This window comes from Pseudomonas sp. AMR01, assembly GCF_041946035.1.
Lineage (GTDB): Bacteria > Pseudomonadota > Gammaproteobacteria > Pseudomonadales > Pseudomonadaceae > Aquipseudomonas > Aquipseudomonas antarctica_B.
Genome location: NZ_JAUTYR010000003.1, coordinates 314,164 through 336,297 on the forward strand (window position 1 = coordinate 314,164; position 22,134 = coordinate 336,297).

The 22,134-nt window shown below is 60.7% G+C and carries 23 protein-coding genes; 14 read left to right on the plus strand and 9 right to left on the minus strand.

Features of this window, described 5'->3' with window-relative positions:
- Window positions 1-177: 177 nt before the first annotated feature.
- On the plus strand, window positions 178-909 hold the full coding sequence (locus Q7C20_RS04950) for a carbonic anhydrase (protein ID WP_348054702.1): 732 nt from the start codon (window positions 178-180) through the stop codon (window positions 907-909).
- Window positions 910-994: 85 nt separating this feature from the next.
- Window positions 995-2,542, plus strand: coding sequence for a SulP family inorganic anion transporter (locus Q7C20_RS04955; RefSeq protein WP_375065918.1), 1,548 nt, complete (start codon window positions 995-997; stop codon window positions 2,540-2,542).
- Between the two features lie 130 nt (window positions 2,543-2,672).
- Here the strand turns inward: Q7C20_RS04955 and Q7C20_RS04960 are convergent, their stop codons facing one another.
- A complete protein-coding gene (locus Q7C20_RS04960) occupies window positions 2,673-3,320 on the minus strand; it encodes a hypothetical protein (RefSeq protein WP_348054700.1) in 648 nt (215 codons plus the stop codon).
- A 369-nt stretch (window positions 3,321-3,689) separates the two neighbouring features.
- Here Q7C20_RS04960 and coxB point away from each other — a divergent pair, with 369 nt between their 5' ends.
- From coxB to Q7C20_RS04980, 4 genes are all read left to right on the plus strand, one after another.
- Window positions 3,690-4,817, plus strand: coding sequence for a cytochrome c oxidase subunit II (gene coxB, locus Q7C20_RS04965; RefSeq protein WP_375065921.1), 1,128 nt, complete (start codon window positions 3,690-3,692; stop codon window positions 4,815-4,817).
- Between the two features lie 58 nt (window positions 4,818-4,875).
- Window positions 4,876-6,462, plus strand: coding sequence for a cytochrome c oxidase subunit I (gene ctaD, locus Q7C20_RS04970; protein WP_348054698.1), 1,587 nt, complete (start codon window positions 4,876-4,878; stop codon window positions 6,460-6,462).
- 144 nt (window positions 6,463-6,606) lie between these two features.
- A complete protein-coding gene (locus Q7C20_RS04975; RefSeq protein WP_375065924.1) occupies window positions 6,607-7,158 on the plus strand; it encodes a cytochrome c oxidase assembly protein in 552 nt (183 codons plus the stop codon).
- Window positions 7,159-7,193: 35 nt separating this feature from the next.
- Window positions 7,194-8,081 (plus strand): cytochrome c oxidase subunit 3, encoded by an 888-nt coding sequence (locus tag Q7C20_RS04980; RefSeq protein WP_375065926.1) that lies wholly within the window; start codon window positions 7,194-7,196, stop codon window positions 8,079-8,081.
- A 9-nt stretch (window positions 8,082-8,090) separates the two neighbouring features.
- On the opposite strand, the gene Q7C20_RS04985 is transcribed toward Q7C20_RS04980, so the two are convergent.
- Entirely contained in the window at window positions 8,091-8,291 is a 201-nt protein-coding gene (locus tag Q7C20_RS04985; RefSeq protein WP_375065928.1) for a twin transmembrane helix small protein, read from the minus strand.
- A gap of 44 nt (window positions 8,292-8,335) precedes the next feature.
- Here Q7C20_RS04985 and Q7C20_RS04990 point away from each other — a divergent pair, with 44 nt between their 5' ends.
- The 6 genes from Q7C20_RS04990 (at window position 8,336) to Q7C20_RS05015 (ending at window position 13,057) form a co-directional block, all read left to right on the plus strand.
- Entirely contained in the window at window positions 8,336-9,100 is a 765-nt protein-coding gene (locus Q7C20_RS04990) for an SURF1 family protein (protein WP_375065930.1), read from the plus strand.
- Entirely contained in the window at window positions 9,066-9,650 is a 585-nt protein-coding gene (locus Q7C20_RS04995) for a hypothetical protein (protein ID WP_375065932.1), read from the plus strand. Before Q7C20_RS04990 ends, Q7C20_RS04995 begins: the two co-directional genes overlap by 35 nt.
- Before the next feature lie 10 nt (window positions 9,651-9,660).
- Window positions 9,661-10,740 (plus strand): heme A synthase, encoded by a 1,080-nt coding sequence (locus Q7C20_RS05000; RefSeq protein ID WP_375065934.1) that lies wholly within the window; start codon window positions 9,661-9,663, stop codon window positions 10,738-10,740.
- Window positions 10,728-11,627 (plus strand): heme o synthase, encoded by a 900-nt coding sequence (gene cyoE / locus Q7C20_RS05005; protein ID WP_375065936.1) that lies wholly within the window; start codon window positions 10,728-10,730, stop codon window positions 11,625-11,627. Before Q7C20_RS05000 ends, cyoE begins: the two co-directional genes overlap by 13 nt.
- On the plus strand, window positions 11,624-12,259 hold the full coding sequence (locus Q7C20_RS05010) for an SCO family protein (protein ID WP_375065938.1): 636 nt from the start codon (window positions 11,624-11,626) through the stop codon (window positions 12,257-12,259). The genes cyoE and Q7C20_RS05010 overlap by 4 nt, the downstream gene beginning before the upstream one ends.
- 441 nt (window positions 12,260-12,700) lie before the next feature.
- Window positions 12,701-13,057 (plus strand): Bro-N domain-containing protein, encoded by a 357-nt coding sequence (locus Q7C20_RS05015; protein ID WP_375065940.1) that lies wholly within the window; start codon window positions 12,701-12,703, stop codon window positions 13,055-13,057.
- Window positions 13,058-13,205: 148 nt separating this feature from the next.
- On the opposite strand, the gene Q7C20_RS05020 is transcribed toward Q7C20_RS05015, so the two are convergent.
- The 3 genes from Q7C20_RS05020 to Q7C20_RS05030 are packed head-to-tail and all read right to left on the minus strand — an operon-like array spanning window position 13,206 to window position 15,707.
- Window positions 13,206-13,976: a MetQ/NlpA family ABC transporter substrate-binding protein gene (locus Q7C20_RS05020; RefSeq protein ID WP_375065942.1), complete on the minus strand. Its 771-nt coding sequence runs from the start codon at window positions 13,974-13,976 to the stop codon at window positions 13,206-13,208.
- 49 nt (window positions 13,977-14,025) lie between these two features.
- Window positions 14,026-14,700: a methionine ABC transporter permease gene (locus tag Q7C20_RS05025; RefSeq protein WP_375065944.1), complete on the minus strand. Its 675-nt coding sequence runs from the start codon at window positions 14,698-14,700 to the stop codon at window positions 14,026-14,028.
- Complete coding sequence (locus Q7C20_RS05030; protein ID WP_375065946.1) at window positions 14,700-15,707, minus strand: methionine ABC transporter ATP-binding protein; 1,008 nt, start codon at window positions 15,705-15,707, stop codon at window positions 14,700-14,702. The genes Q7C20_RS05025 and Q7C20_RS05030 overlap by 1 nt, the downstream gene beginning before the upstream one ends.
- A gap of 266 nt (window positions 15,708-15,973) precedes the next feature.
- On the opposite strand from Q7C20_RS05030, the gene katE reads away from it, so the two are divergent.
- Complete coding sequence (katE, locus tag Q7C20_RS05035) at window positions 15,974-18,115, plus strand: catalase HPII (protein ID WP_375065948.1); 2,142 nt, start codon at window positions 15,974-15,976, stop codon at window positions 18,113-18,115.
- Between the two features lie 103 nt (window positions 18,116-18,218).
- Here katE and Q7C20_RS05040 read toward each other — a convergent pair whose 3' ends face one another.
- The 4 genes from Q7C20_RS05040 to zur are packed head-to-tail and all read right to left on the minus strand — an operon-like array spanning window position 18,219 to window position 21,024.
- The gene (locus Q7C20_RS05040) at window positions 18,219-18,938 is read right to left on the minus strand and encodes a PA5502 family lipoprotein (protein ID WP_348054686.1); all 720 of its coding nucleotides are present in this window, start codon (window positions 18,936-18,938) and stop codon (window positions 18,219-18,221) included.
- Window positions 18,939-18,975: 37 nt separating this feature from the next.
- The gene (znuB, locus tag Q7C20_RS05045) at window positions 18,976-19,764 is read right to left on the minus strand and encodes a zinc ABC transporter permease subunit ZnuB (protein ID WP_375065950.1); all 789 of its coding nucleotides are present in this window, start codon (window positions 19,762-19,764) and stop codon (window positions 18,976-18,978) included.
- Window positions 19,757-20,542 (minus strand): zinc ABC transporter ATP-binding protein ZnuC, encoded by a 786-nt coding sequence (znuC, locus tag Q7C20_RS05050; protein ID WP_375065952.1) that lies wholly within the window; start codon window positions 20,540-20,542, stop codon window positions 19,757-19,759. The genes znuB and znuC overlap by 8 nt, the downstream gene beginning before the upstream one ends.
- Window positions 20,542-21,024 carry a zinc uptake transcriptional repressor Zur gene (zur, locus tag Q7C20_RS05055; protein WP_375065954.1) on the minus strand — a complete coding sequence of 161 codons (483 nt, stop codon included), beginning with the start codon at window positions 21,022-21,024 and terminating at the stop codon, window positions 20,542-20,544. Before zur ends, znuC begins: the two co-directional genes overlap by 1 nt.
- A 58-nt stretch (window positions 21,025-21,082) precedes the next feature.
- Here zur and Q7C20_RS05060 point away from each other — a divergent pair, with 58 nt between their 5' ends.
- Window positions 21,083-22,012: a zinc ABC transporter substrate-binding protein gene (locus Q7C20_RS05060; RefSeq protein WP_375065956.1), complete on the plus strand. Its 930-nt coding sequence runs from the start codon at window positions 21,083-21,085 to the stop codon at window positions 22,010-22,012.
- The last annotated feature ends 122 nt before the right edge of the window (window positions 22,013-22,134 follow it).

The following is a 22,134-nucleotide window of genomic DNA, read 5'->3' on the forward strand; positions in this document are numbered from 1 at the left end:
CTGAAACCCGCGTTCTAGAGCGTTTCATTCAGTTTGAATTAAGTTTCGCCGGTTAACTTGATCGGCGAGTGACGGGTGAGTCGCCGCGCTGTAACGGTGAGGGTTTACAACTATTTCACTGGCCTGGCGTCGAACTGACCTGAGACCGTTCCCTGCATCTAACCAAGAGGATGAATCATGAGTGATAAGGATAAACAGCCGTTGGCTGCGTCGGCTTCAGCCTCTCCCGAGGCGGAAACCGCCGATGCAGCGCTAAAGCATATCGTTGACGGCTTTTTGCATTTCCATCACGACGTTTTTCCGCAGCAGGAAGAATTGTTCAAGAAACTCGCCACGGCTCAAAGCCCACGGGCGATGTTTATTACCTGCGCCGATTCACGCATCGTGCCCGAGCTGATCACCCAAAGCTCGCCGGGTGATTTGTTCGTGACGCGCAACGTCGGCAACGTGGTGCCGCCTTACGGGCAGATGAACGGGGGTGTTTCCACCGCCATCGAGTACGCAGTCCTCGCCCTGGGCGTACAGCACATCATTGTGTGCGGGCACTCCGATTGCGGCGCCATGCGCGCGGTACTCAACCCCGACAGCCTGGAAAAGATGCCGACAGTACGAGCCTGGCTGCGCCACGCTGAAGTGGCCAAGTCGATGGTTGAAGACAACTGCGACTGCGCCAATGAAGGCGAAAGCATGAAGGTGCTGACCGAAGAAAACGTCATCGCCCAGTTGCAACATTTGCGCACCCACCCTTCCGTGGCGTCGCGCATGGCCAATGGTCAATTGTTTATCCACGGTTGGATCTACAACATCGAGACCAGTGAAATTCGGGCCTACGATGCGGACCAGTCGGCATTCCGATCGCTGAACGGCGACGGGCCGATCCCATCGGCGACGCCTAAAGCGCGCTTCTAAAAAACTTCCCTGCCGGGTAAAGCGGTGGCTGCCATGGATGCAGCCAGGCTTTGCCGCGCCCGGCGAATGCCTCGGGAGAGTCATCATGCGTGCTGCTCAATTAAAAGCTGTACTGCCACGGGAGCTGCTCGCCTCCGTGGTTGTGTTTCTGGTCGCTCTGCCCTTGTGCATGGGCATTGCGATTGCGTCCGGCATGCCACCGGCCAAAGGGCTGATCACCGGCATCATCGGCGGTCTGGTGGTGGGTTGGCTGGCGGGCTCGCCGCTGCAAGTCAGCGGCCCCGCTGCAGGTTTGGCGGTGCTGGTGTTCGAGCTGGTGCGCCAGCACGGCATGGTGATGCTCGGGCCGATCCTGTTGCTGGCCGGTTTCCTGCAATTGGTGGCCGGCCGTTTGCGCCTGGGCTGCTGGTTCCGCGTCACCGCGCCCGCCGTGGTGTACGGCATGTTGGCGGGGATTGGTGTGTTGATTGTGCTGTCGCAGGTGCATGTAATGCTCGACGGCGCACCGAAACCCTCGGGGCTGGATAACCTGGCGGGCTTCCCGGCGGCGCTGGTCGAGGCCATTCCGAGCCTGGGTAGCGGCCTCGGCTGGCAGGCGGGTTTGCTCGGTGTGTCGACAATGCTGGTGATGTACCTGTGGGATAAATTCCGCCCGCAAAAACTGCGCTTCGTTCCGGGTGCCTTGCTCGGCGTGGGTTTGGCGACGGTGACCAGCCTGGTGCTGGCGTTGCAGGTCAAGCGTGTGGAAGTCCCTGAAAACCTGGCCGACGCTATCGACTGGCTGCGCCCCAGCGACTTGCTGAACCTGGCGGACCCCCAGTTGCTGATCGCCGCGTTCGCCGTGGCGTTTATCGCCAGTGCCGAAACCCTGCTGTCCGCCGCGGCGGTAGACCGTATGCACAACGGCCAGCGTTCCGACTTCGATAAGGAATTGTCCGCTCAAGGCGTAGGCAACATGCTCTGCGGCCTGGTCGGTGCCCTGCCGATGACCGGCGTGATCGTGCGCAGTTCGGCCAACGTGCAGGCCGGCGCCACCACGCGCTTGTCGGCGATTTTCCATGGTGTCTGGTTGCTGGCGTTTGTGCTGTTGCTGTCGAGCGTGCTGCAAAGCATTCCAGTGGCGAGCCTGGCGGGCGTGCTGGTGTACACCGGGATCAAGCTGGTGGATATCAAGGCGTTTAAAAAGTTGGGGCGCTATGGGCGGATGCCGATGTTTACCTACTCGGCGACGGCGCTGGCGATTGTCTTTACCGACTTGCTGACGGGTGTACTGATTGGCTTCGGTCTGACGCTGGTCACCCTGGCCCTGAAGGCTTCGCGATTGAAAGTCAGCCTGGTCGACCTGCCTCAGGACGGTGAGATGGAGCTGCGATTGGTCGGCGCCGGGACGTTTTTGAAAGTGCCGGCACTGACTCAGGTGCTGTCGACGGTGCCTGCGGGAACTACCGTGCATGTGCCATTGAATAACCTGAGCTACATCGACCATTCCTGCCTGGAGTTGCTGGAGGAATGGGGCCGGGCGAATGCGGCGAAAGGCTCGAAGCTGGTGATCGAAGCGCGCGGGTTGAAGCGCCGGCTGGAAGGCCGCGAGCGCACGACGACGGGTCTGGGGTCGGCGGCTATAACGAGCTGACGGAAACGAATCAAAATGTGGGAGCGGGCTTGCTCGCGAAGGCGCAGTGTCAGTCACCGAAAATGTTGACTGAGCCACCGCTTTCGCGAGCAAGCCCGCTCCCACAGTTGATCGTTTGCGGCTCGGAAAATCAGGCAGGCTGGTCCAGCGCCAGCTCAACCCCCAACTGCCGCGACAGGCACGGCCAGCGCTTCCACGCGGCTTGCGTGCCCGCGCTTTTCAGCGTCTCGCGGTACGCCTCAACGGACTCCAGCGCAAAGCTCTCTTCGTTCAGCATCTCATCCACCGCCAAATGCACTGCTTCATCCAGCTGATTGGCAAACTGCTCGCCGATCAATTGGTGGGCGATCAGGTTGGCCACGGTAGTGTCTGCCGGAATCAACGGCTGGCCGAAATGCTTGATGTACAGGTCATTCACTTCTTCGACCAGACGATGGGCCAGGTAGGCCTCGTCCAGCAGCCCGTTGAGCCCTTCATGGCCAGCCAGAATGGCGGGCGGTTGCAGGAAGAAATGTTCTGCGATTTTCAAAACCGGCTTGATCTGGCTTTCGATCCCGGCTTCGCGGGCCACGTCATTGGCGGCGTCCAGCAGGTCCGGCACTTGATCGATGTAGGCCGTGACAAAGCGGGTCATTACTTGGGTGCGATCACCGTCAGCCAAAGAGATGGCCGAATGCAGGTGCGGCAATTGGTTTTCCAGTTGCTGGGCAAGCTGGCCAGTGGTGGCTTCGTGTTGATGGGCACGGGAAATCTGCTCGCGCAATGCGGCGGTGTTCATGAGGGCTCCAGTGAAACAGGCGTAGGAAACGAGAGGGGATAAGGTAGCTCGTTTATACGAGCCCTTAAGACGCATTTGTCATAATTATTTCATGGTTATGCAACGGTGTTATATCGAATTGCCATTGTTCGTCGGATAAACGTTTCCGCATCCGGTTTTATTAGGCCCTCTGGTCTGTTTTAGCTCATTTGCCCCTACACATTGCGGGGTTGCAGGCGCTGTCTATACTCGGGTTTGTAGGCAATTAGCTGATGACGCCCAACTGCATGACGCAGGCAAAGCTTGGCGGTTGTAAGCAGTATGGAAGCCGCTCCCTTCGCCGCAGGTGCAAACCGGCGGGATAACAAGAAACATAAAGGGGAACTCGCAATGACGCGACATCCACACGTTTGGATGGGCCTCCTGTTGTGGTCGGTATTCGGCCAGGCGCACGCCGCCTGGACAACGAATATGGCGCCAGGGGCGACTGAAGTCAGTCACGCCGTGTTTGACCTGCACATGACCATTTTCTGGATTTGTGTGGTGATCGGCATTGTCGTGTTTGGCGCGATGTTCTGGTCGATGATCCTGCACCGCCGGTCCACGGGCCAGGTCGCGGCCAAATTCCACGAGAGCACCACCGTGGAAATCCTCTGGACTGTGGTTCCCCTGCTGATCCTGGTGGCCATGGCGATTCCGGCGACCAAAACCCTGATCAACATCTACGACAGCAGTGAGTCGGATATCGATATCCAGGTCACTGGCTATCAGTGGAAGTGGCATTACAAATACCTGGGCCAGGACGTGGAGTTCTTCAGCAACCTGGCCACGCCCGCCGAGCAGATCCATAACCAGGCCGTTAAAGGCGAGCATTACCTGCTGGAAGTCGATGAGCCGCTGGTTTTGCCGGTGGGCGCCAAGGTGCGCTTCCTGGTGACCGCCGCCGACGTGATCCACTCCTGGTGGGTGCCGGCCTTTGCGGTCAAGCGTGACGCCATTCCCGGGTTCGTCAACGAGGCCTGGACCCGCGTCGAGAAGCCGGGCATCTACCGTGGCCAGTGCGCCGAGCTGTGCGGCAAGGACCACGGGTTCATGCCGATTGTGGTCGAGGTCAAATCCAGGGCCGACTACGACGCCTGGCTTGGCGAGCGCAAGGCAGACGCCGCCAAGCTCAAGGAACTGACCTCCAAAGAGTGGACGCTGGAAGAACTGGTCGCCCGTGGCGACAAGGTTTACCACACCGCCTGCGTGGCCTGTCACCAGGCTGAGGGCCAGGGCCTGCCGCCGATGTTTCCGGCGCTCAAGGGTTCGAAAATCGCGACCGGACCCAAAGAAGGCCACCTGAGCATCGTCTTCCACGGCAAGCCGGGCACCGCCATGGCGGCGTTCGGCAAACAGCTCTCGGAAGTGGATATTGCCGCCGTGGTGACCTACGAACGCAACGCCTGGGGCAACAACAAAGGCGACATGGTCACGCCCAAAGACGTGCTGGCCCTGAAACAGGCGGAGAGCAAATGATGACCTTCATTGCGTATGCCCTGAGTCGCCCCGCCCACTCGCGTGCAGGAGAACGGCCATGAGCACTGTGATCGATGACCATGGTCACGCCGACCATGCCCACGGGCCCGCGAAGGGCCTGATGCGCTGGGTGTTGACCACCAACCACAAAGACATCGGCACGATGTACCTGTGGTTCGCCTTCACCATGTTCCTGCTCGGCGGCTCGTTCGCCATGGTGATCCGCGCCGAGCTGTTCCAGCCCGGCCTGCAAATCGTCGAGCCGGCGTTCTTCAACCAGATGACCACCATGCATGGCCTGATCATGGTGTTTGGTGCGGTGATGCCGGCGTTTGTCGGGCTGGCCAACTGGATGATCCCGCTGATGATCGGCGCGCCGGACATGGCCCTGCCGCGCATGAACAACTTCAGCTTCTGGCTGCTGCCGGCGGCGTTCCTGCTATTGGTTTCCACCTTGTTCAGCCCCGGCGGCGGGCCGAATTTCGGCTGGACCTTCTACGCGCCGCTCTCCACTACCTACGCGCCGGAGAGTGTGACCTTCTTCATTTTTGCCATCCACCTGATGGGCATCAGTTCGATCATGGGCGCGATCAACGTGGTCGCCACCATCCTCAACCTGCGCGCGCCGGGCATGACCTTGATGAAGATGCCGCTGTTCGTCTGGACCTGGCTGATCACCGCCTTCCTGTTGATCGCGGTAATGCCGGTTCTGGCGGGTTGCGTGACCATGATGCTGATGGACATCCACTTCGGTACCAGCTTTTTCAGTGCAGCCGGCGGCGGTGACCCGGTGTTGTTCCAGCATGTGTTCTGGTTCTTCGGCCACCCCGAGGTGTACATCATGATCCTGCCGGCCTTCGGCGCCGTCAGCGCGATTATCCCGACCTTCTCGCGCAAACCGCTGTTCGGCTACACCTCCATGGTCTACGCCACGGCGAGCATCGCGTTTCTGTCGTTCATCGTGTGGGCGCACCACATGTTCGTGGTCGGCATTCCGCTGGTGGGCGAGTTGTTCTTCATGTACGCCACGCTGCTGATCGCGGTGCCGACCGGGGTGAAAGTATTCAACTGGGTCAGCACCATGTGGCAAGGCTCGCTGACCTTCGAGACGCCGATGCTGTTTGCCGTGGCCTTTGTGATTCTGTTCACCATCGGCGGCTTTTCCGGGCTGATGCTGGCGATTGCCCCGGCGGACTTCCAGTACCACGACACCTACTTTGTAGTGGCGCATTTCCATTACGTACTGGTGCCCGGCGCGATCTTCGGCATCTTCGCCTCGGCCTACTACTGGCTGCCGAAATGGACCGGCCACATGTACGACGAAACCCTCGGCAAGCTGCACTTCTGGCTGTCTTTCGTGGGCATGAACATGGCGTTCTTCCCGATGCACTTCGTGGGGCTGGCCGGCATGCCGCGCCGGGTGCCGGACTACAACCTGCAGTTCGCCGACTTCAACATGGTCTCCTCGATTGGCGCGTTCATGTTTGGCGCCACGCAGATCTTCTTCCTGTTCATCGTGATCAAGTGCATCCGAGGCGGCCCGCCTGCGCCAGCCAAGCCGTGGGATGGCGCAGAAGGCTTGGAATGGAGCGTGCCTTCGCCGGCGCCGTATCACACGTTTACTACGCCGCCGGAGGTCAAGTGAACACTCTGATGCAGGCCAACTCGGTCTCCTGTGGGAGCTGGCTTGCCTGCGATGAGGGCCTGACAGTGGGTGGATTCGGTGCCTGGCACACCGCTATCGCAGGCAAGCCAGCTCCCACAGAAAATCACAAGCGAGGTGGGCGTTATGGCTGAGTCAGTGCCCCTCAAACGCCTCGTCACTCGCCTGCTGATCCTGGTGGTCGCCATGTTCGCCTTCGGCTTCGCCCTGGTGCCGATCTACGACGTGATGTGCAAAGCCTTCGGCATCAACGGCAAGACCGCCGGGCAATATGAGGGCTCACAGATCGTCGACCTTTCGCGCCAGGTGCGGGTGCAGTTCCTGTCGACCAATGCCATCGACATGGTGTGGGAGTTTCACGCCAAGGCCGACGAAGTGCTGGTCAACCCCGGCGCGGTCACCGAGATGCTGTTCGTGGCCTACAACCCGACCGACAAAGTCATGACGGCTCAGGCCGTACCGAGCATTTCCCCGGCCGAAGCGGCGATGTATTTCCACAAGACCGAATGCTTCTGCTTCACCCAGCAAGTGCTGCAGCCAGGTCAGCGCATCGAAATGCCGGTGCGTTTTATTGTCGACCGCGACATGCCAGAGGCTGTGAAGCATTTAACCCTGGCGTACACGCTGTTTGATATCACTGCGCGCCAACCGCCGGTGGCTGTTCGCACCGGGGGCTAGCTACTGTTTGCCCCCTCAATCAGGAGAGCGAATACATGTCGTCTCATGATACGTACTACGTACCAGCGCAAAGCAAATGGCCGATAATTGCCACGATTGGCCTGCTGGTCACCGTGTATGGGCTGGCCGTGTGGTTCAACGACCTGAAGGCCGCACGCCCGGAATCCCACGGGCCGTGGATCTTTTTCGTCGGCGGGCTGCTGCTGGCCTACATGCTTTTCGGCTGGTTCGGCGCGGTGATCAAGGAAAGTCGCGCCGGTTTGTACAGTTCGCAAATGGACCGCTCCTTCCGCTGGGGCATGAGCTGGTTCATTTTTTCCGAAGTGATGTTCTTTATCGCGTTTTTCGGTGCACTGTTTTACGTGCGGCACATGTCGGCGCCGTGGCTGGCGGGCGAAGGCTCCAAAGGCATCGCGCACATGTTGTGGCCGAACTTCGAGTTTGCCTGGCCGCTGCTGAATAACCCTGATCCAAAACTGTACCCCGCACCCGCAGGCACGATCAGCCCCTGGGGGCTGCCGCTGATCAACACGATTCTGCTGGTCAGCTCCAGCGTGACCATCACCCTCGCTCACCATGCGTTGCGCAAGGGCCATCGCGGCGCGTTGAAGATCTGGCTGGCGATTACCGTGCTGCTGGGCTGGGCATTCCTGGGCTTTCAGGCCGAAGAGTACATCCACGCTTACAAAGAGCTGGGCCTGACCCTCGGCTCCGGCGTGTATGGCGCGACGTTTTTCATGCTCACCGGTTTCCACGGCGCCCACGTGACCATCGGCACGATCATTTTGTTTGTGATGCTGATGCGCGTCCTCAAAGGGCATTTCAACAACGAGCACCAGTTCGGTTTCGAGGCAGCCAGTTGGTATTGGCACTTTGTGGACGTGGTGTGGATCGGGCTGTTTTTTTTCGTTTATGTGCTGTGAGGCTTTCTATCAGGGCGCATGAGATACCAACTGGCCGCTGAAAAAGCCCCAGGCAATCAAGGCCACGGTGATCACGGCCAGCACCACACGCACGGTCAAGGCAGTGACGAGGCGGTTGGAGTTGCCCTCGTCCTTAACCAAAAAGAACAAGCCACTGAACAGGCTCACGACAGTCGCGATCAGCATCAGGGCAATGGCTGCTTTGAGCATGGTTCAGGTTCCCGGCTTTAGGAATGGAGAGGGATGGGCGGGCAATGAAAACAAGTATAGCCAGCGCCATGAAACGCTTTCGTCCAGGCATTGCACCGACAGTGGTGGTGATGATTCTGCTGCCGTTGATGGTCGGCATGGGCTTCTGGCAACTGTCGCGCGGCCAGGAAAAACAACGGCTGGTGGACAGTTATGCCGAACGTCGCGTGGCGGCCCCCATCAGCAGTGCGCAGCTCAACGACATGACCGACCCGGCATTTCGCCGGGTTCGCCTGCGCGGCCAATTCGACGCCGAACACAGCGTATTACTCGACAACCGCCTGCGTGACGGCAAAGCCGGTGTAGAGCTGTTGCAACCCTTCCACGACCAGGCCAGCGGCCAGTGGCTGTTGCTCAATCGCGGCTGGTTGCCGTGGCCCGACCGGCGCACGCCACCCGCCTTCACCACCCCGGATCAACCGGTGAACCTCGACGCGTGGGTCTACGTCGCGCCCGGCGAAACCTTCCAGTTGCACGCCGACCCTGCCAGTGCGCAATGGCCGCGTCTGCTCACCGCTCTGCACCCCGCCGCGCTGTGGGCAGAATTAGGCCGCAGCGGGTTCGCCTACGAGCTACGCGCCGAAGCCGGCCCCGGCACGTACGACACCACTTGGGCGGTGGTCGCCATGGGCCCGGAAAAGCACATGGGGTACGCCGTGCAGTGGTTCGCCATGTCGCTGGCGCTGCTCGCGCTGTACCTCTACCTCGGACGGCATAACAACAAGGAGACGCACCATGGGCGTGGCCACAAATCCACTCAACATGTCTGACGCGCCTGATCGGCGTAAGGGCCGCTGGCAACTGATTCTGATCCTGATGATGGTGATCGGCCCGATGGCGCTGGCCACCTTCATGTACAAGCTGCAGTTCTGGGTGCCGGACAGCCGCAGCTACCACGGCGTGATGATCGGCAATGGCCAGACCCGCGCCGACATTGGCGTGCAGGCCGATGAACAGCGCTGGCAGTTGCTGGTCACCGCGCCCGCCGCCTGCGCCGCCGAGTGCCAGCAGTTGGTGTATCTGGCCCGCCAGCTGCAAATCGGCCTGGGCCGCGATGCTTCCCGCGCCAGCCACGCCTTGGCCAGCGCGACGCCTGTGAGCACGGCTTACGAGACCAGGCTCAAGGCTGAATACCCGCAACTGCAACGCTACCCGCTGGACCTGTCGACTTTCACCAAAGGCGCCGCCGCGCCGGGCGATGCACAACTGTGGATCGTCGACCCCCACGGCAACCTGGTGCTGCGCTACGACGCCAGGGTCAAGGGCAAGGACTTGCTCAACGACCTGCGCATGCTGCTGAAACTGTCGAACATCGGATAAGGGCATCGTCATGGCCAAACCTGGATTTCGCCTCGCGTTGTTTGCCACCTTGCTGGCGCTGATCGTCGTGTTGCTCGGTGCCTACACGCGCCTCACTCACGCCGGCCTCGGCTGCCCGGACTGGCCCGGCTGCTATGGCTTTATCAGCGTGCCGCAAAGCGAAGCCCAGTTGGCCCATGCCGAGCTGCATTTTCCGGACACGCCGGTGGAGGCCGGCAAAGGCTGGGCCGAGATGACGCATCGCTATTTCGCCGGCGCCTTGGGGTTGCTGATTTTGCTATTGGCGGCGCGTTCCTGGAGCCATCGGCGCGACCCTGGTCAGCCGGTGAAGCTGCCGCTGTTTGTGTTGGCAGTGGTGGTTGCCCAGGCGGCGTTCGGCATGTGGACGGTGACGCTGAAGCTGTGGCCGCAGGTGGTGACGGGCCATCTGCTGGGCGGCTTTGCGACCTTGAGTTTGTTGTTTCTGCTGACCCTGAGGTTGTCTGGCGTGCTGCCCGCGCTGATCGTGCCCAAGCGCCTGCAATATTGGGCGACGGCGGGTCTGGTGTTGGTGATCGGCCAGATTGCATTGGGCGGCTGGGTCAGTTCCAACTATGCGGCGGTGGCTTGTATCGACTTGCCAACCTGTCATGGGGAATGGTGGCCGGCGGCGGATTTTGCCAACGGGTTTCACCTCACTCAGCACATCGGTCCGAATTACCTCGGCGGGCAACTCGACAGCGAAGCGCGCACGGCGATTCACCTCACCCACCGCGTTGGCGCGGTGATTGTCACGTTGGTGCTGTTGGGCCTGGCGTGGCAGCTCAAGCTGGTCGGCATGACGCGCCTGGCAGGCCTGCTGCTGATCGCCCTCGCCGCGCAGCTCTGCCTGGGCCTGAGCAATGTGTATTTCCATCTGCCACTGCCCGTCGCCGTGGCGCATAACGCAGGCGGCGCCGCGTTGCTGCTGAGCCTGGTGCTGGTCAACTACCACGCGCGCACCAGCCTGGTTCGGGTGCGCAACCAGTCGCGCTTCGGCTGGCGCTTTATCCCGCGTAAACACGTATCGGGCCTCATCACCCTTAAAGGAGAGATGCCATGGCGACCTTGATCGGCGCGCATCACCGCCAGGCGATCTGGCGTGACTATGTGGAGTTGACCAAGCCGAAAGTGGTGGTGCTGATGCTCATCACCTCGTTGGTGGGCATGTTCCTCGCCACCCGCGCCGGGGTGCCGTGGCCGGTGTTGATTTTCGGCAATTTGGGGATAGCGCTGTGTGCCGGCGGCGCGGCGGTGGTCAACCATGTGGTGGACCGGCGCATCGATGCGGTAATGGCGCGCACGCAAAAGCGGCCGATGGCGCAGGGGCGCGTATCGCCGCTGGCTGCACTGGCCTTTGCTTTGTTTCTGGCTGTTTCAGGTTTGGCCCTGTTGCTGGCGTTTACCAACCCGTTGGCGGCCTGGCTGACGCTGGCCTCGCTGCTCGGGTACGCCGTGATCTACACCGGCTTTCTCAAGCGCGCGACGCCGCAAAACATCGTTATCGGTGGCCTCGCCGGTGCCGCACCGCCGTTGCTGGGCTGGGTCGCCGTCACCGGCCACGTCAGCGCCGAGCCGCTGCTGCTGGTGCTGATCATCTTCGCCTGGACCCCGCCGCACTTCTGGGCGCTGGCCATTCACCGCAAAGAGGAATACGCCAAGGCCGACATCCCGATGCTGCCGGTTACCCACGGCGAGCACTACACCAAGGTGCATATCCTGCTCTACACCTTCGCCCTGCTGGCGGTGAGCCTGATGCCTTACGTCATCCACATGAGCGGCCTGCTCTACCTCGCGTGCGCGCTGGTGTTGGGCGCACGCTTTCTGCAATGGGCCTGCGTGCTGTACCGTGGCACCCAGCCGCACGCGGCGATCAACACCTTCAAGTACTCTATCTGGTACCTGCTTTTGCTGTTTATCGCGCTGCTCGTAGACCACTACTTACTGTTGAACCTATGACCCGAACTCAAAAAACCGTGTTTATCCTGGTGGCCATCGTCGCGTTGATCATGGGCCTGACCGTCAACAAAGTGCTCTCGGGCAAAGGCCAGGGCGACCCCACCGCGCTGATCGACGCCGGCATTATCCTGCTGCCGCAAAGCCGCCAGCTGCCGCCGGTGACCATGACCAATCAAGACGGCCAGCCGGTGGTGGTCAACGAGTTGAAGGGCAAATGGAGCCTGCTGTTCTTCGGCTATACCTTCTGCCCGGACATCTGCCCCACCACCCTCGCCCAACTGCGCCAGATCAAGAGCGAGCTGCCGAAAGACGTGGTGGACAAGCTGCAAGTGATCCTGGTCAGCGTCGACCCGAACCGCGACACCCCGGCGCAGCTCAAGCAATACCTGGGCTACTTCGACCCGCAGTTCGAAGGCCTGACCGGCGCGAATGTGGCCGATGTGCAGAAGGTTTCGAATGCGGTGAGCATCCCGTTCATTCCCGCCGACACCAGCAAACCGAACTACACCGTGGACCACAGCGGCAACCTGGCGCTCATCGGCCCGGACGGCACGCAGCGCGGGTTTATTCGTGCGCCGCTGAATAACCAAAAGCTGGTGGTGCAGTTGCCGGTGCTGCTGCAGCGTAAATAAAGACCAACACAAAACAAATGTGGGAGCTGGCTTGCCTGCGATGGCGGTGCATCAGTGGCTAATAGGCTGACTGACCCACCGCCATCGCAGGCAAGCCAGCTCCCACAGTGGTTTTGTGCAAGGTTTGAATATCGAGTCGTCGGACATTTCCTGCACGTTGTGGCGCCGTGCGTGAACTTGTTGGGCGGTCTTGGGTGGCTAGTCTTTGCCCTGTCGCTGCAAATTCAGTGACAGGGTGTGGAAGCCCTTATATCGTTAGGCGCACAAAGCGCCACCTAGTGTCAGGCGCTTTTTCTTGTCTGAGTTTTTTGGTGGCTGTGCGCGGGGCGCTTTCGAGTGCGCCGGGTGCCTAACGTCCCGGTCTTCCACACCTGCGTACAGCCGCCACCCATTACGTGGAAGTAGTGCTTGGCGGTCCCTTGATACGTTAGGAGCCAGACCATGCAAGCACTTACCCCAGATCCACCGGTAAATCCCAAAGTCTTCACCCGCCACCACCACCAACTGCACGCCGTGCTGATCGACGCCCAGCCCTGGTTCAGCGCCAGTGACATCGGCCGCCTGATGGGCTTGCACCTCAACCCCGCGTTACTGCGCAAGCTCGATCCCGACCAACAGCAAATCCTGCCCCTGATCACCCACGGCCATGCGGCGCCGACCTTGATGGTCAGCGAGTCCGGCGTTTATGCGCTACTTATCTATCACTACTACCCGGAAAACCGCTGCTTGCGGCAGTGGCTCACCCACGAGGTAGTGCCGGCTTTGCGCGCTGAACAGCAGGCAAGTGTGCTGGCCTGATTCCACCAGCACCACAAAACAAATGTGGGAGGGGGCTTGCTCCCGATAGCGGTAGATCAGTCAACTTATGCATCGACTGACACTCTGCTATCGGGAGCAAGCCCCCTCCCACATTTTTGATCTCCGGTGTTTGGGAGGTCGAGTTACATCAGAACGCCGGCTTGATCGCGCCTTTGTACTTCTCTTCGATGAATGTCTTCACTTCAGGCGTGTGCAGGGCGGCTACCAGCTTCTTCACGGCGTCCGAATCCTTGTTGTCTTCGCGGGTGACCAGGATGTTCACGTAAGGCGAGTCGCTGCCTTCGATCACCAGGGCGTCTTTGGACGGGTCCAGTTTGGCTTCCAGCGCGTAGTTGGTGTTGATCAGCGCCAGGTCGACCTGGGTCAGCACGCGTGGCAGCGTGGCGGCTTCCAGTTCGCGGAACTTCAGGTTTTTCGGGTTGCCGGTGATGTCCTTGATGGTCGACAGAATGTTAGTCGGGTCCTTCAGGGTGATCAGGCCGTTCTTGGCCAGCAGCAACAGCGCGCGGCCGCCGTTGGTGGCGTCGTTCGGGATTACGACGTTGGCACCGCTTGGTAGCTCGGCCAGGGTTTTGTACTTGCTGGAGTAAGCGCCCAGGGGTTCCAGGTGCACGGCGCCGACGCTCACCAGGTGAGTGCCCTTGGCCTTGTTGAACTCATCCAGGTACGGCTGGTGCTGGAAGAAGTTGGCGTCCAGACGTTTTTCAGCCACCTGTACGTTGGGTTGCACGTAGTCGGTGAAGACTTTGATTTGCAGGTCCACGCCTTCTTTGGCCAGCGCAGGTTTCACGAATTCGAGGATTTCTGCGTGGGGCACAGGCGACGCAGCGACGGTGATGGTCTCGGCGTGGGCGGAGAACGCGGCAACGGCGGCGAAAGCAACCAGTAGTTTTTTCATCCAACAAGCTCCTTGTTCGGGCAGGGCCGGCGGGGGCCGGCCTTGGCCGTTATTTTCGAGAAAAGTGCACCACCAGCTTGTCGCCGACGGTTTGCAGAATTTGCACCAGGATCAACAGCATCACCACCGTGACTACCATCACATCGGTCTGGAAGCGCTGGTAACCAAAGCGAATCGCCAGGTCACCCAAGCCACCGGCGCCGACGACACCGGCCATGGCCGTGTAGGAAACCAGTGTAATCGCCGTCACCGTAATTGCTGCGAAGATGCCGGGGCGGGCTTCCGGCAGCAAGGCGTTGGTGATGATCTGGCGCGTCGTGGCGCCCATCGACTGGGTGGCTTCGATGATGCCGCGGTCCACTTCGCGCAAGGCGGTTTCCACCAGTCGCGCAAAGAACGGTGTGGCGCCCACGACCAGCGGCGGAATCGCGCCCGCCACACCCAGCGAAGTGCCGGTGATCAGTACGGTGAACGGGATCATCACGATCAACAAAATGATGAACGGCAGCGAGCGCAGGATGTTCACGATCAGCGACAGTAAGGCGTACAGGCCTTTTTGTTCGAACAGTTGGCGGGGGCTGCACAGGAACAACAACACGCCCAGCGGCAGGCCGAGCAGCACAGTGAACAGCAACGAGCCGAACAGCATGGTCATGGTGTCGCCGGTGGCGAGCCAGATTTCCGACCAGTCGATATTGGCGAAGAAACTCAAGAAAACGTCCATTAGCGCAGTACCTCCATGTGGACGTCTGCCGCGGTAAAGCGGGCGAAAGCGGCATCCATGTCCCCGCCGGTCACGGCGAGGGTCAGTTGCCCATAAGGGGTGTCTTTGATGTGGTCGATGCGACCGGCCAGGATGCTGTAGTCCACCCCCGTTTCACGGGCGACGGTACCCAACAGTGGCGCGTAGGTCGCTTCGCCCTGGAACGTCAGGCGCACGATACGGCCCGGCACATGGGCGAACACATCATGCTGTTCACCTTCATCGACCTGCTCGGCTTCTTGCACAAAGCGTTTGGTCGTCGGGTGCTGCGGGTGCAGGAACACGTCGGCCACCGAGCCTTGCTCGACGATCACGCCAGCATCCATCACCGCCACTTGGTCGCAGACGCGGCGGATGACGTCCATTTCATGGGTGATCAGCACGATGGTCAGCTTCAACTCGCGGTTGATCTCGGCCAGCAATTTGAGCACCGAGGCTGTGGTCTGCGGGTCGAGGGCGCTGGTGGCCTCGTCACACAGCAGAATCTTGGGCTTGGTTGCCAGGGCGCGGGCGATGCCGACGCGCTGCTTCTGGCCGCCGGACAACTGCGCCGGGTACTTTTTGGCGTGGTCTGACAGGCCGACGCGGGCGAGCAATTCAGCCACGCGTTGGTCGATTTCCTTGCGCGACAATTCGCCAGCGAGGGTCAGCGGCAGCGCCACGTTGTCGGCAACGGTCTTGGAGGCCAGCAGGTTGAAGTGCTGGAAGATCATCCCGACTTGCTGGCGGAATCGGCGCAGGCCATTGGCGTCGAGCGCGGTGACTTCCTCGCCGTCGACAGTGATCTGGCCGCCACTCGGTTCTTCGAGGCGGTTGATCAGGCGCAGCAGGGTGCTTTTACCCGCACCCGAGTGGCCGATCAGGCCAAACACCTGGCCGTTTTCTACGCGCAGGCTTGTAGGGTGCAGGGCGGGAATATCCTTACCGGCGACGCGGTAGGTTTTATGGACGTTATGAAACTCGATCACGTAGCGAACCTTGTGGGGCGCATGGAAAAGGGATCAGCGGTTAGCCGGGTGCGCATTTTAGCCTGTCCGTATAGCGTTATTTAGCATTTATTTCGCGTTCCACCTTCGATTTGGCAATAACGCGATCAAAGGTCATAAAAAAGGAACGGCCCAAAACCTCATCAGTCACTACATAAGCAACTCAATTTCCCGGGTGCCGTGCCTGGGTGTTTGCTCAAACGAGCCAGGCACTGCTCTGGCCAATTTGAAAAAAGGAGTTTTGTCTGATGAGTACCAAGAAGCCAGCTACCCCGCCGAAAAGTGAACTTGCGGGCACCGACACCCTGGACCGTGGCAATACCAACGCCAAGCTGCAGGCCCTGGAGGAGTTTCGTTCAGACGCGACCGGCCAGGCGCTGCGCACCAACCAGGGTGTGAAAATTTCTGACAATCAGAACACCTTGAAGGTCGGCGCCCGTGGCCCGTCGCTACTCGAAGATTTCATCATGCGTGAAAAAATCACGCACTTTGACCATGAGCGCATTCCAGAACGCATCGTGCATGCACGTGGCACCGGTGCTCATGGCTATTTCCAGACCTATGAAAACCATTCCGCGCTGACTAAAGCCGGCTTCCTGCGCGACCCGGGCCACAAAACCCCGGTGTTTACGCGTTTTTCCACCGTGCAGGGCCCACGTGGCTCCGGCGATACGGTGCGTGACGTGCGCGGCTTTGCCGTGAAGTTCTTCACCGAAGAAGGCAACTTCGACCTGGTCGGCAACAACATGCCGGTATTTTTCATTCAGGACGCGATCAAGTTTCCTGACTTCGTGCACGCGGTAAAACCTGAGCCGCACAACGAAATTCCTACGGGCGGTTCGGCTCACGACACGTTCTGGGATTTCGTCTCGCTGCAGCCGGAATCGGCGCATATGGTCATTTGGGCCATGTCTGACCGCGCGATTCCAAAAAGCTTGCGCAGCATGCAAGGCTTTGGTGTGCACACCTTCCGCCTGATCAATGCCGAAGGTCAGTCCAACTTCGTCAAATTCCACTGGCGCCCTACTGCCGGTACTTGCTCGCTGGTGTGGGACGAAGCGCAAAAGCTTGCCGGTAAAGATACCGACTACCACCGTCGTGATCTGTGGGAAGCCATCGAGATGGGCGACTACCCAGAGTGGGAACTGGGTGTGCAGGTCATTCCTGAGGACAAGGAGCACGCATTCGACTTCGACATCCTTGACCCTACCAAGCTGATCCCAGAAGAACTGGTGCCGATCACGCCGCTGGGCAAGATGGTGCTTAACCGCAACCCGGACAACTTCTTTGCTGAAGTGGAACAGGTGGCGTTCTGCCCTGGCCACATCGTGCCGGGTATCGACTTCTCCAATGATCCGCTGCTGCAAGGTCGGCTGTTTTCCTACACCGATACGCAGATCAGCCGACTGGGCGGCCCGAACTTTCACCAGTTGCCGATCAACCAGCCGGTTGTGCCGTTCCATAACAACCAGCGCGATGCCATGCACCGCACCAGCATCGATAAAGGCCGCGCAGCTTACGAGCCGAACTCGATTGATGGTGGCTGGCCGAAAGAAACCCCGCCTGCTGCGCAGGACGGTGGTTTTGAGTCGTATCACGAGCGTATCGACGCCCAAAAGGTGCGTGAGCGCAGTGAGTCGTTCGGCGACCACTTCTCCCAGGCGCGTTTGTTCTTCCGCAGCATGAGCAAGCACGAGCAAGAGCACATCATTGCCGCGTACAGCTTTGAGCTGGGCAAGGTTGAGCGTGAGTATATTCGCGCGCGTCAGGTCAACGAGATTCTGGCCAACATCGACCTGGAGCTGGCCAAGCGCGTTGCGCAGAACCTCGGGCTGCCAGCGCCAACCAAAGGCACAGTGCCAGAACTCAAGACTCAACCTGAGCGTTCGCCTGCGCTGAGCCAGGCCAATTTGCTGCCGGGTGACATCAAGACTCGCAAGGTTGCGATCCTGGCGGCCAATGGCGTGGATGGCGCGGCAATTGATGCGTTGAAGAAGGCGCTTCAGGCCGAAGGTGCCCATGCCAAGCTGCTGGGGCCAACGTCGGCGCCAGTGACGACTGCCGATGGCAAGACCCTGCCCGTGGATGCGTCGATGGAAGGTATGCCGTCCATTGCGTTCGACGCGGTGTTTATCCCGGGCGGTGCCAAGTCGGTGCAGGCCTTGAGCGGTGATGGCGTGGCGTTGCATTACGTGCTGGAGGCTTACAAGCACCTGAAGGCGATTGCGGTTGCCCCGGATGTGGAGCCATTGCTGGACCTGCTGAAGCTTGAGGCGGATGCGGGGTTGATCGTGGGGGCGGATGCCAAGGCGTTCAAGGCATTCTTTGCTGCGATTGGCCAGCATCGGGTTTGGGATCGCGAGGCTAAGGCCAAGGCGATTCCGGCTTAAGTCAGTGGTTGTCTTTTAAGCCGTCTTCGCGAGCAAGCCCGCTCCCACATTTTGATTTGTGAATACATTCAAAATGTGGGAGCGGGCTTGCTCGCGAATGCCGTTACTCGGTTTTGCGCGGTATCAGCACGACTTGCGCCGGGATGTGTTTCAAAATTTGCCGGTGAATTTTCAAGTCATATCCCGAATCAATTCTTTTCACCCGTTTGGTCAGCAACGTGGCCAACCACGGGTAATCCTCGGTGCGCGGCGCCTGGATACTCACATCGCATTTGTAATTCACCACATCGGTGGCGATCGCATCCAGTTGATGGCGAAGTTCTTCAATATCGGTGAGGTTTAGCGCGACAGTGGTGCTTTCAGCCGCCGGGTCGATGACCTTGGCCGCAGGCCTGGCTTCGGCAGCCTTCAAGGCCGCTTCCGCTTGGTCCAGCTCGGCTTTACGGGCGTGGCTGATGGCGCTGTTTACGCCGCCGGTCAGCGCAGGCGCTTTGGGCATGAGTGCGCGGGCGCGGCTCAAGGCGGTGGCGGCGGCGTTGACGTCACCTTTTTGCAGCACGATCTGGCTGCGCTGCAGGTAGGCTTCGGCCAATTGGCGCTGGTAAGTCTCCAGCGCCGGGTCGTTTGGCGTCTGCGCTTGCAGGGTGGCCAATTCGTCTTCGGCGGTGGCCAGCTCACTGCTGGCCAGGTTTTGCTCCAGCTGCGCGATGGCCGCAGCACGAGCGTCCTGCACCACTGGGGCGGCGGGCGGTGTGCTTTGACAGGCGCCAAGCAGCAGGGAAAATGCGGCAAGGAGCAGATAACGGGAGGTGAACAGCTTCATTCCTGCGACTCTCTATTTGCGCAAAAAGCGAGCAAGTCTACACCCCTCGACGGGGCAGAACAAAACTCAGCAGAAACAGGGCGGCCGCCGTAACCACAATCGATGGCCCCGCTGGCGTGTCCTTGAACCAGGACAACGCCAGGCCCCCGCATACTGCGAGCATCCCCAAGAGGCTGGCGCCGATGGCCATTTGCTCCGGTGAACGGGCGTGGCGCTGGGCGGCGGCGGCGGGAATGATCAGCAGCGACGTGATCAACAATACGCCGACAATCTTCATCGCGACAGCAATCACCACGGCGATCAACAGCATCAGGGTCATGCGCAGCGCCGGCACGGGCATGCCTTCCACGGTGGCCAGCTCTTCATGCACGGTGATCGCCAGCAGCGGGCGCCACAGGGCCACGAGCAGCACCAGCACGGCGGCGCTGCCACCGAGGATCCACGCAAGGTCCGTCGGGCTGATCGCCAGCAGATCGCCAAACAGATAGGCCATCAGGTCGATGCGCACTTCGTGCATGAAGCTCAGCACCACCAGGCCCAACGATAAGGTGCTGGGCGCGAGAATGCCCAGCAAGGTGTCGGAGGCCAGCGGCTGGCGCTGTTGCAGGGTTACCAGCAGCACCGCCAGCAACAGGCAGCCCACGGTCACGGCGATGGTTGGGCTCACGTCGAGCAAAAAGCCCATGGCCACGCCCAATAGCGCAGCGTGCGACAACGTGTCGCCGAAGTAAGCCATGCGTCGCCACACCACAAACGAGCCCAACGGGCCCGCCACCAATGCCAAAGCCAAGCCTGCCAGCAGGGCGTAGAGCAGAAAATCAGCCATGCTTGCAGGTGTCTCCATGGACGTGGGAATGGGGTGCTGCGGGATCGTCAACGACGGCGCCATGCAGGTCATGGGCGTGGTCGTGATGGTGGTGGTAAATCGCCAGGCTTTGGGCGTTCTTGCCGAACAGCTCGACGAACGCCGGGTCGCCACTGACCTGTTCCGGGTGGCCGGAGCAGCACACGTGACGGTTCAGGCACACCACCTGGTCGGTGGTGCTCATTACCAGGTGCAGGTCGTGGGAGACCATCAGCACGCCGCAGCCATGGCGGTCGCGCAGGCGCGTGATCAGGCTGTACAGCTCGGCCTGGCCGGCGACGTCGACGCCTTGCACGGGTTCATCGAGCACCAGCAGTTCCGGCTCGCGCAACAGGGCGCGGGCCAGCAGCACGCGCTGCATTTCGCCGCCGGAGATGCTTTGCACCGGGCTGTCGATCACCTGTTCGGCGCCGACTTCCTTGAGCGCCGACTGGGCGCGGGCGCGGTCTACGCCGGGCACCAGGCGCAAAAAGCGCAAAACTGACAGCGGCAGCGTCGGGTCCACGTGCAGTTTTTGCGGCATGTAACCGACACGCAGCCTGGGTTTGCGCCACACGCTGCCGGTGTCCGGTTTGAGCAAGCCGAGTACGGCACGCACCAGCGTCGTTTTGCCAGCGCCGTTCGGGCCGATCAGCGTGACAATTTGCCCCGGCTCCACGCTTAGCGCGATGTTGTCCAGCACGTTTTGCCCCGCGAACGTGACCCCAACCTGTTCCAGGCGGATTAACGCATCTCTCATCAAGCCCCCTGGCAACCCGAGCACAGGCCGACCACTTCGACCGTTTGCCCTTCGACCTTGAAGCCGACTTCGGTCGAGCTTTTGATGATGGCGTCGCTGATGCTTTTTTGTTCAAGCTCGATGGCGGCGTGGCATTCGCGGCATATCAGGAACTGGCCCTGGTGCGCGTGCTCCGGGTGGTTGCAGCCGACGAAGGCGTTGAGCGATGCGATGCGATGTACAAAGCCGTTTTCCAGCAGGAAATCCAGCGCGCGGTACACGGTCGGCGGCGCGGCGCGGCGGCCGTCTTGCTCACTGAGTACGCCGAGAATGTCGTAGGCACCCAGTGGCTTGTGGCTCTGCCACACCAATTCCAGCACGCGCCGACGCAAAGCGGTCAGCCGCAGGCCTTGGCGCAAGCACAGCGCATCGGCCTCCGACAGCGCGGTGTGCACGCAGTGAGAGTGGTCATGGGGACGGCTGGCAAGCGGTGTTTTAGGCATGAGCGGCGACAGATATTTGATAGAGACGTTATTATGTTACCCGTTCCTACGCCATTGAGTGGTCATCGTGTCCCGACTTTTTCCCGTTTTTGTCATATTTGTCACCAGTTTGTTCATCGCGGGCGCCGCTCAGGCCGAGGTTAAAGTGCTGACCAGCATCAAGCCATTGCAGCTCATCGCCGCCGCTGTGCAGGACGGCGTGGCGGTTCCGGAGGTGCTGTTGCCACCGGGCGCGTCGCCGCATAACTATGCCTTGCGGCCATCCGACGTACGGCGCGTGCAGTCGGTAGACCTGCTGTATTGGATCGGCCCGGACATGGAAACCTTTCTGCCGCGTGTACTGAAGGGCCGCAGCCTGCCGACGGTAGCCGTGCAGGACCTGCCGGGGATGAAATTGCGCCGTTTCGCTGAAGACAGCCACTCGCATGCCGATGAGGCCGACGAACATGACCACGATCACCGCCCAGGCAGCCTGGATGCGCATTTGTGGCTGTCGACCGTGAACGCGCGGGTGATCGCAGCGCGTATGGCGGCTGACCTGAGTGCGGCAGACCCCACCAACGCTGCGCGTTATCAGAGCAACGTCAAGGCGTTCGATGAGCGGCTGGACGCGTTAGATGCGCGTTTGAAGGCGCGTCTGGCGGTGGTGGGCGACAAGCCTTACTTCGTGTTCCACGAAGCCTTTGATTATTTCGAAGACGCTTACGGGCTGAAACATACCGGCGTGTTCAGTGTTGCCGCCGAAGTGCAGCCCGGCGCCCAGCACGTGGCGGCGATGCGCACCCGACTGCAGGAAGTCGGCAAGACTTGTGTGTTCAGCGAGCCGCCGTTGCGTCCACGCTTGGCCGAGACCCTGGTGGCTGGCCTGCCGGTGAAACTGGCGGAGCTGGATGCGCTGGGCGGTTACACCCCGGCCACGGCGCAGGGTTATGAGCAGGTGCTGGAGAAGTTGGGGAATGACTTGGCCGGTTGCCTGGAATCATTGTAATCCCTGTGGGAGCTGGCTTGGCGGCGGTAGCGGGGTGTGCGGGGACCACGCAATAGCCGGCAAGCCACCGCCCACAATGAACGCGGAGGGGTGTGGGTTAGAGGGCCAACCGCCACTGAAAC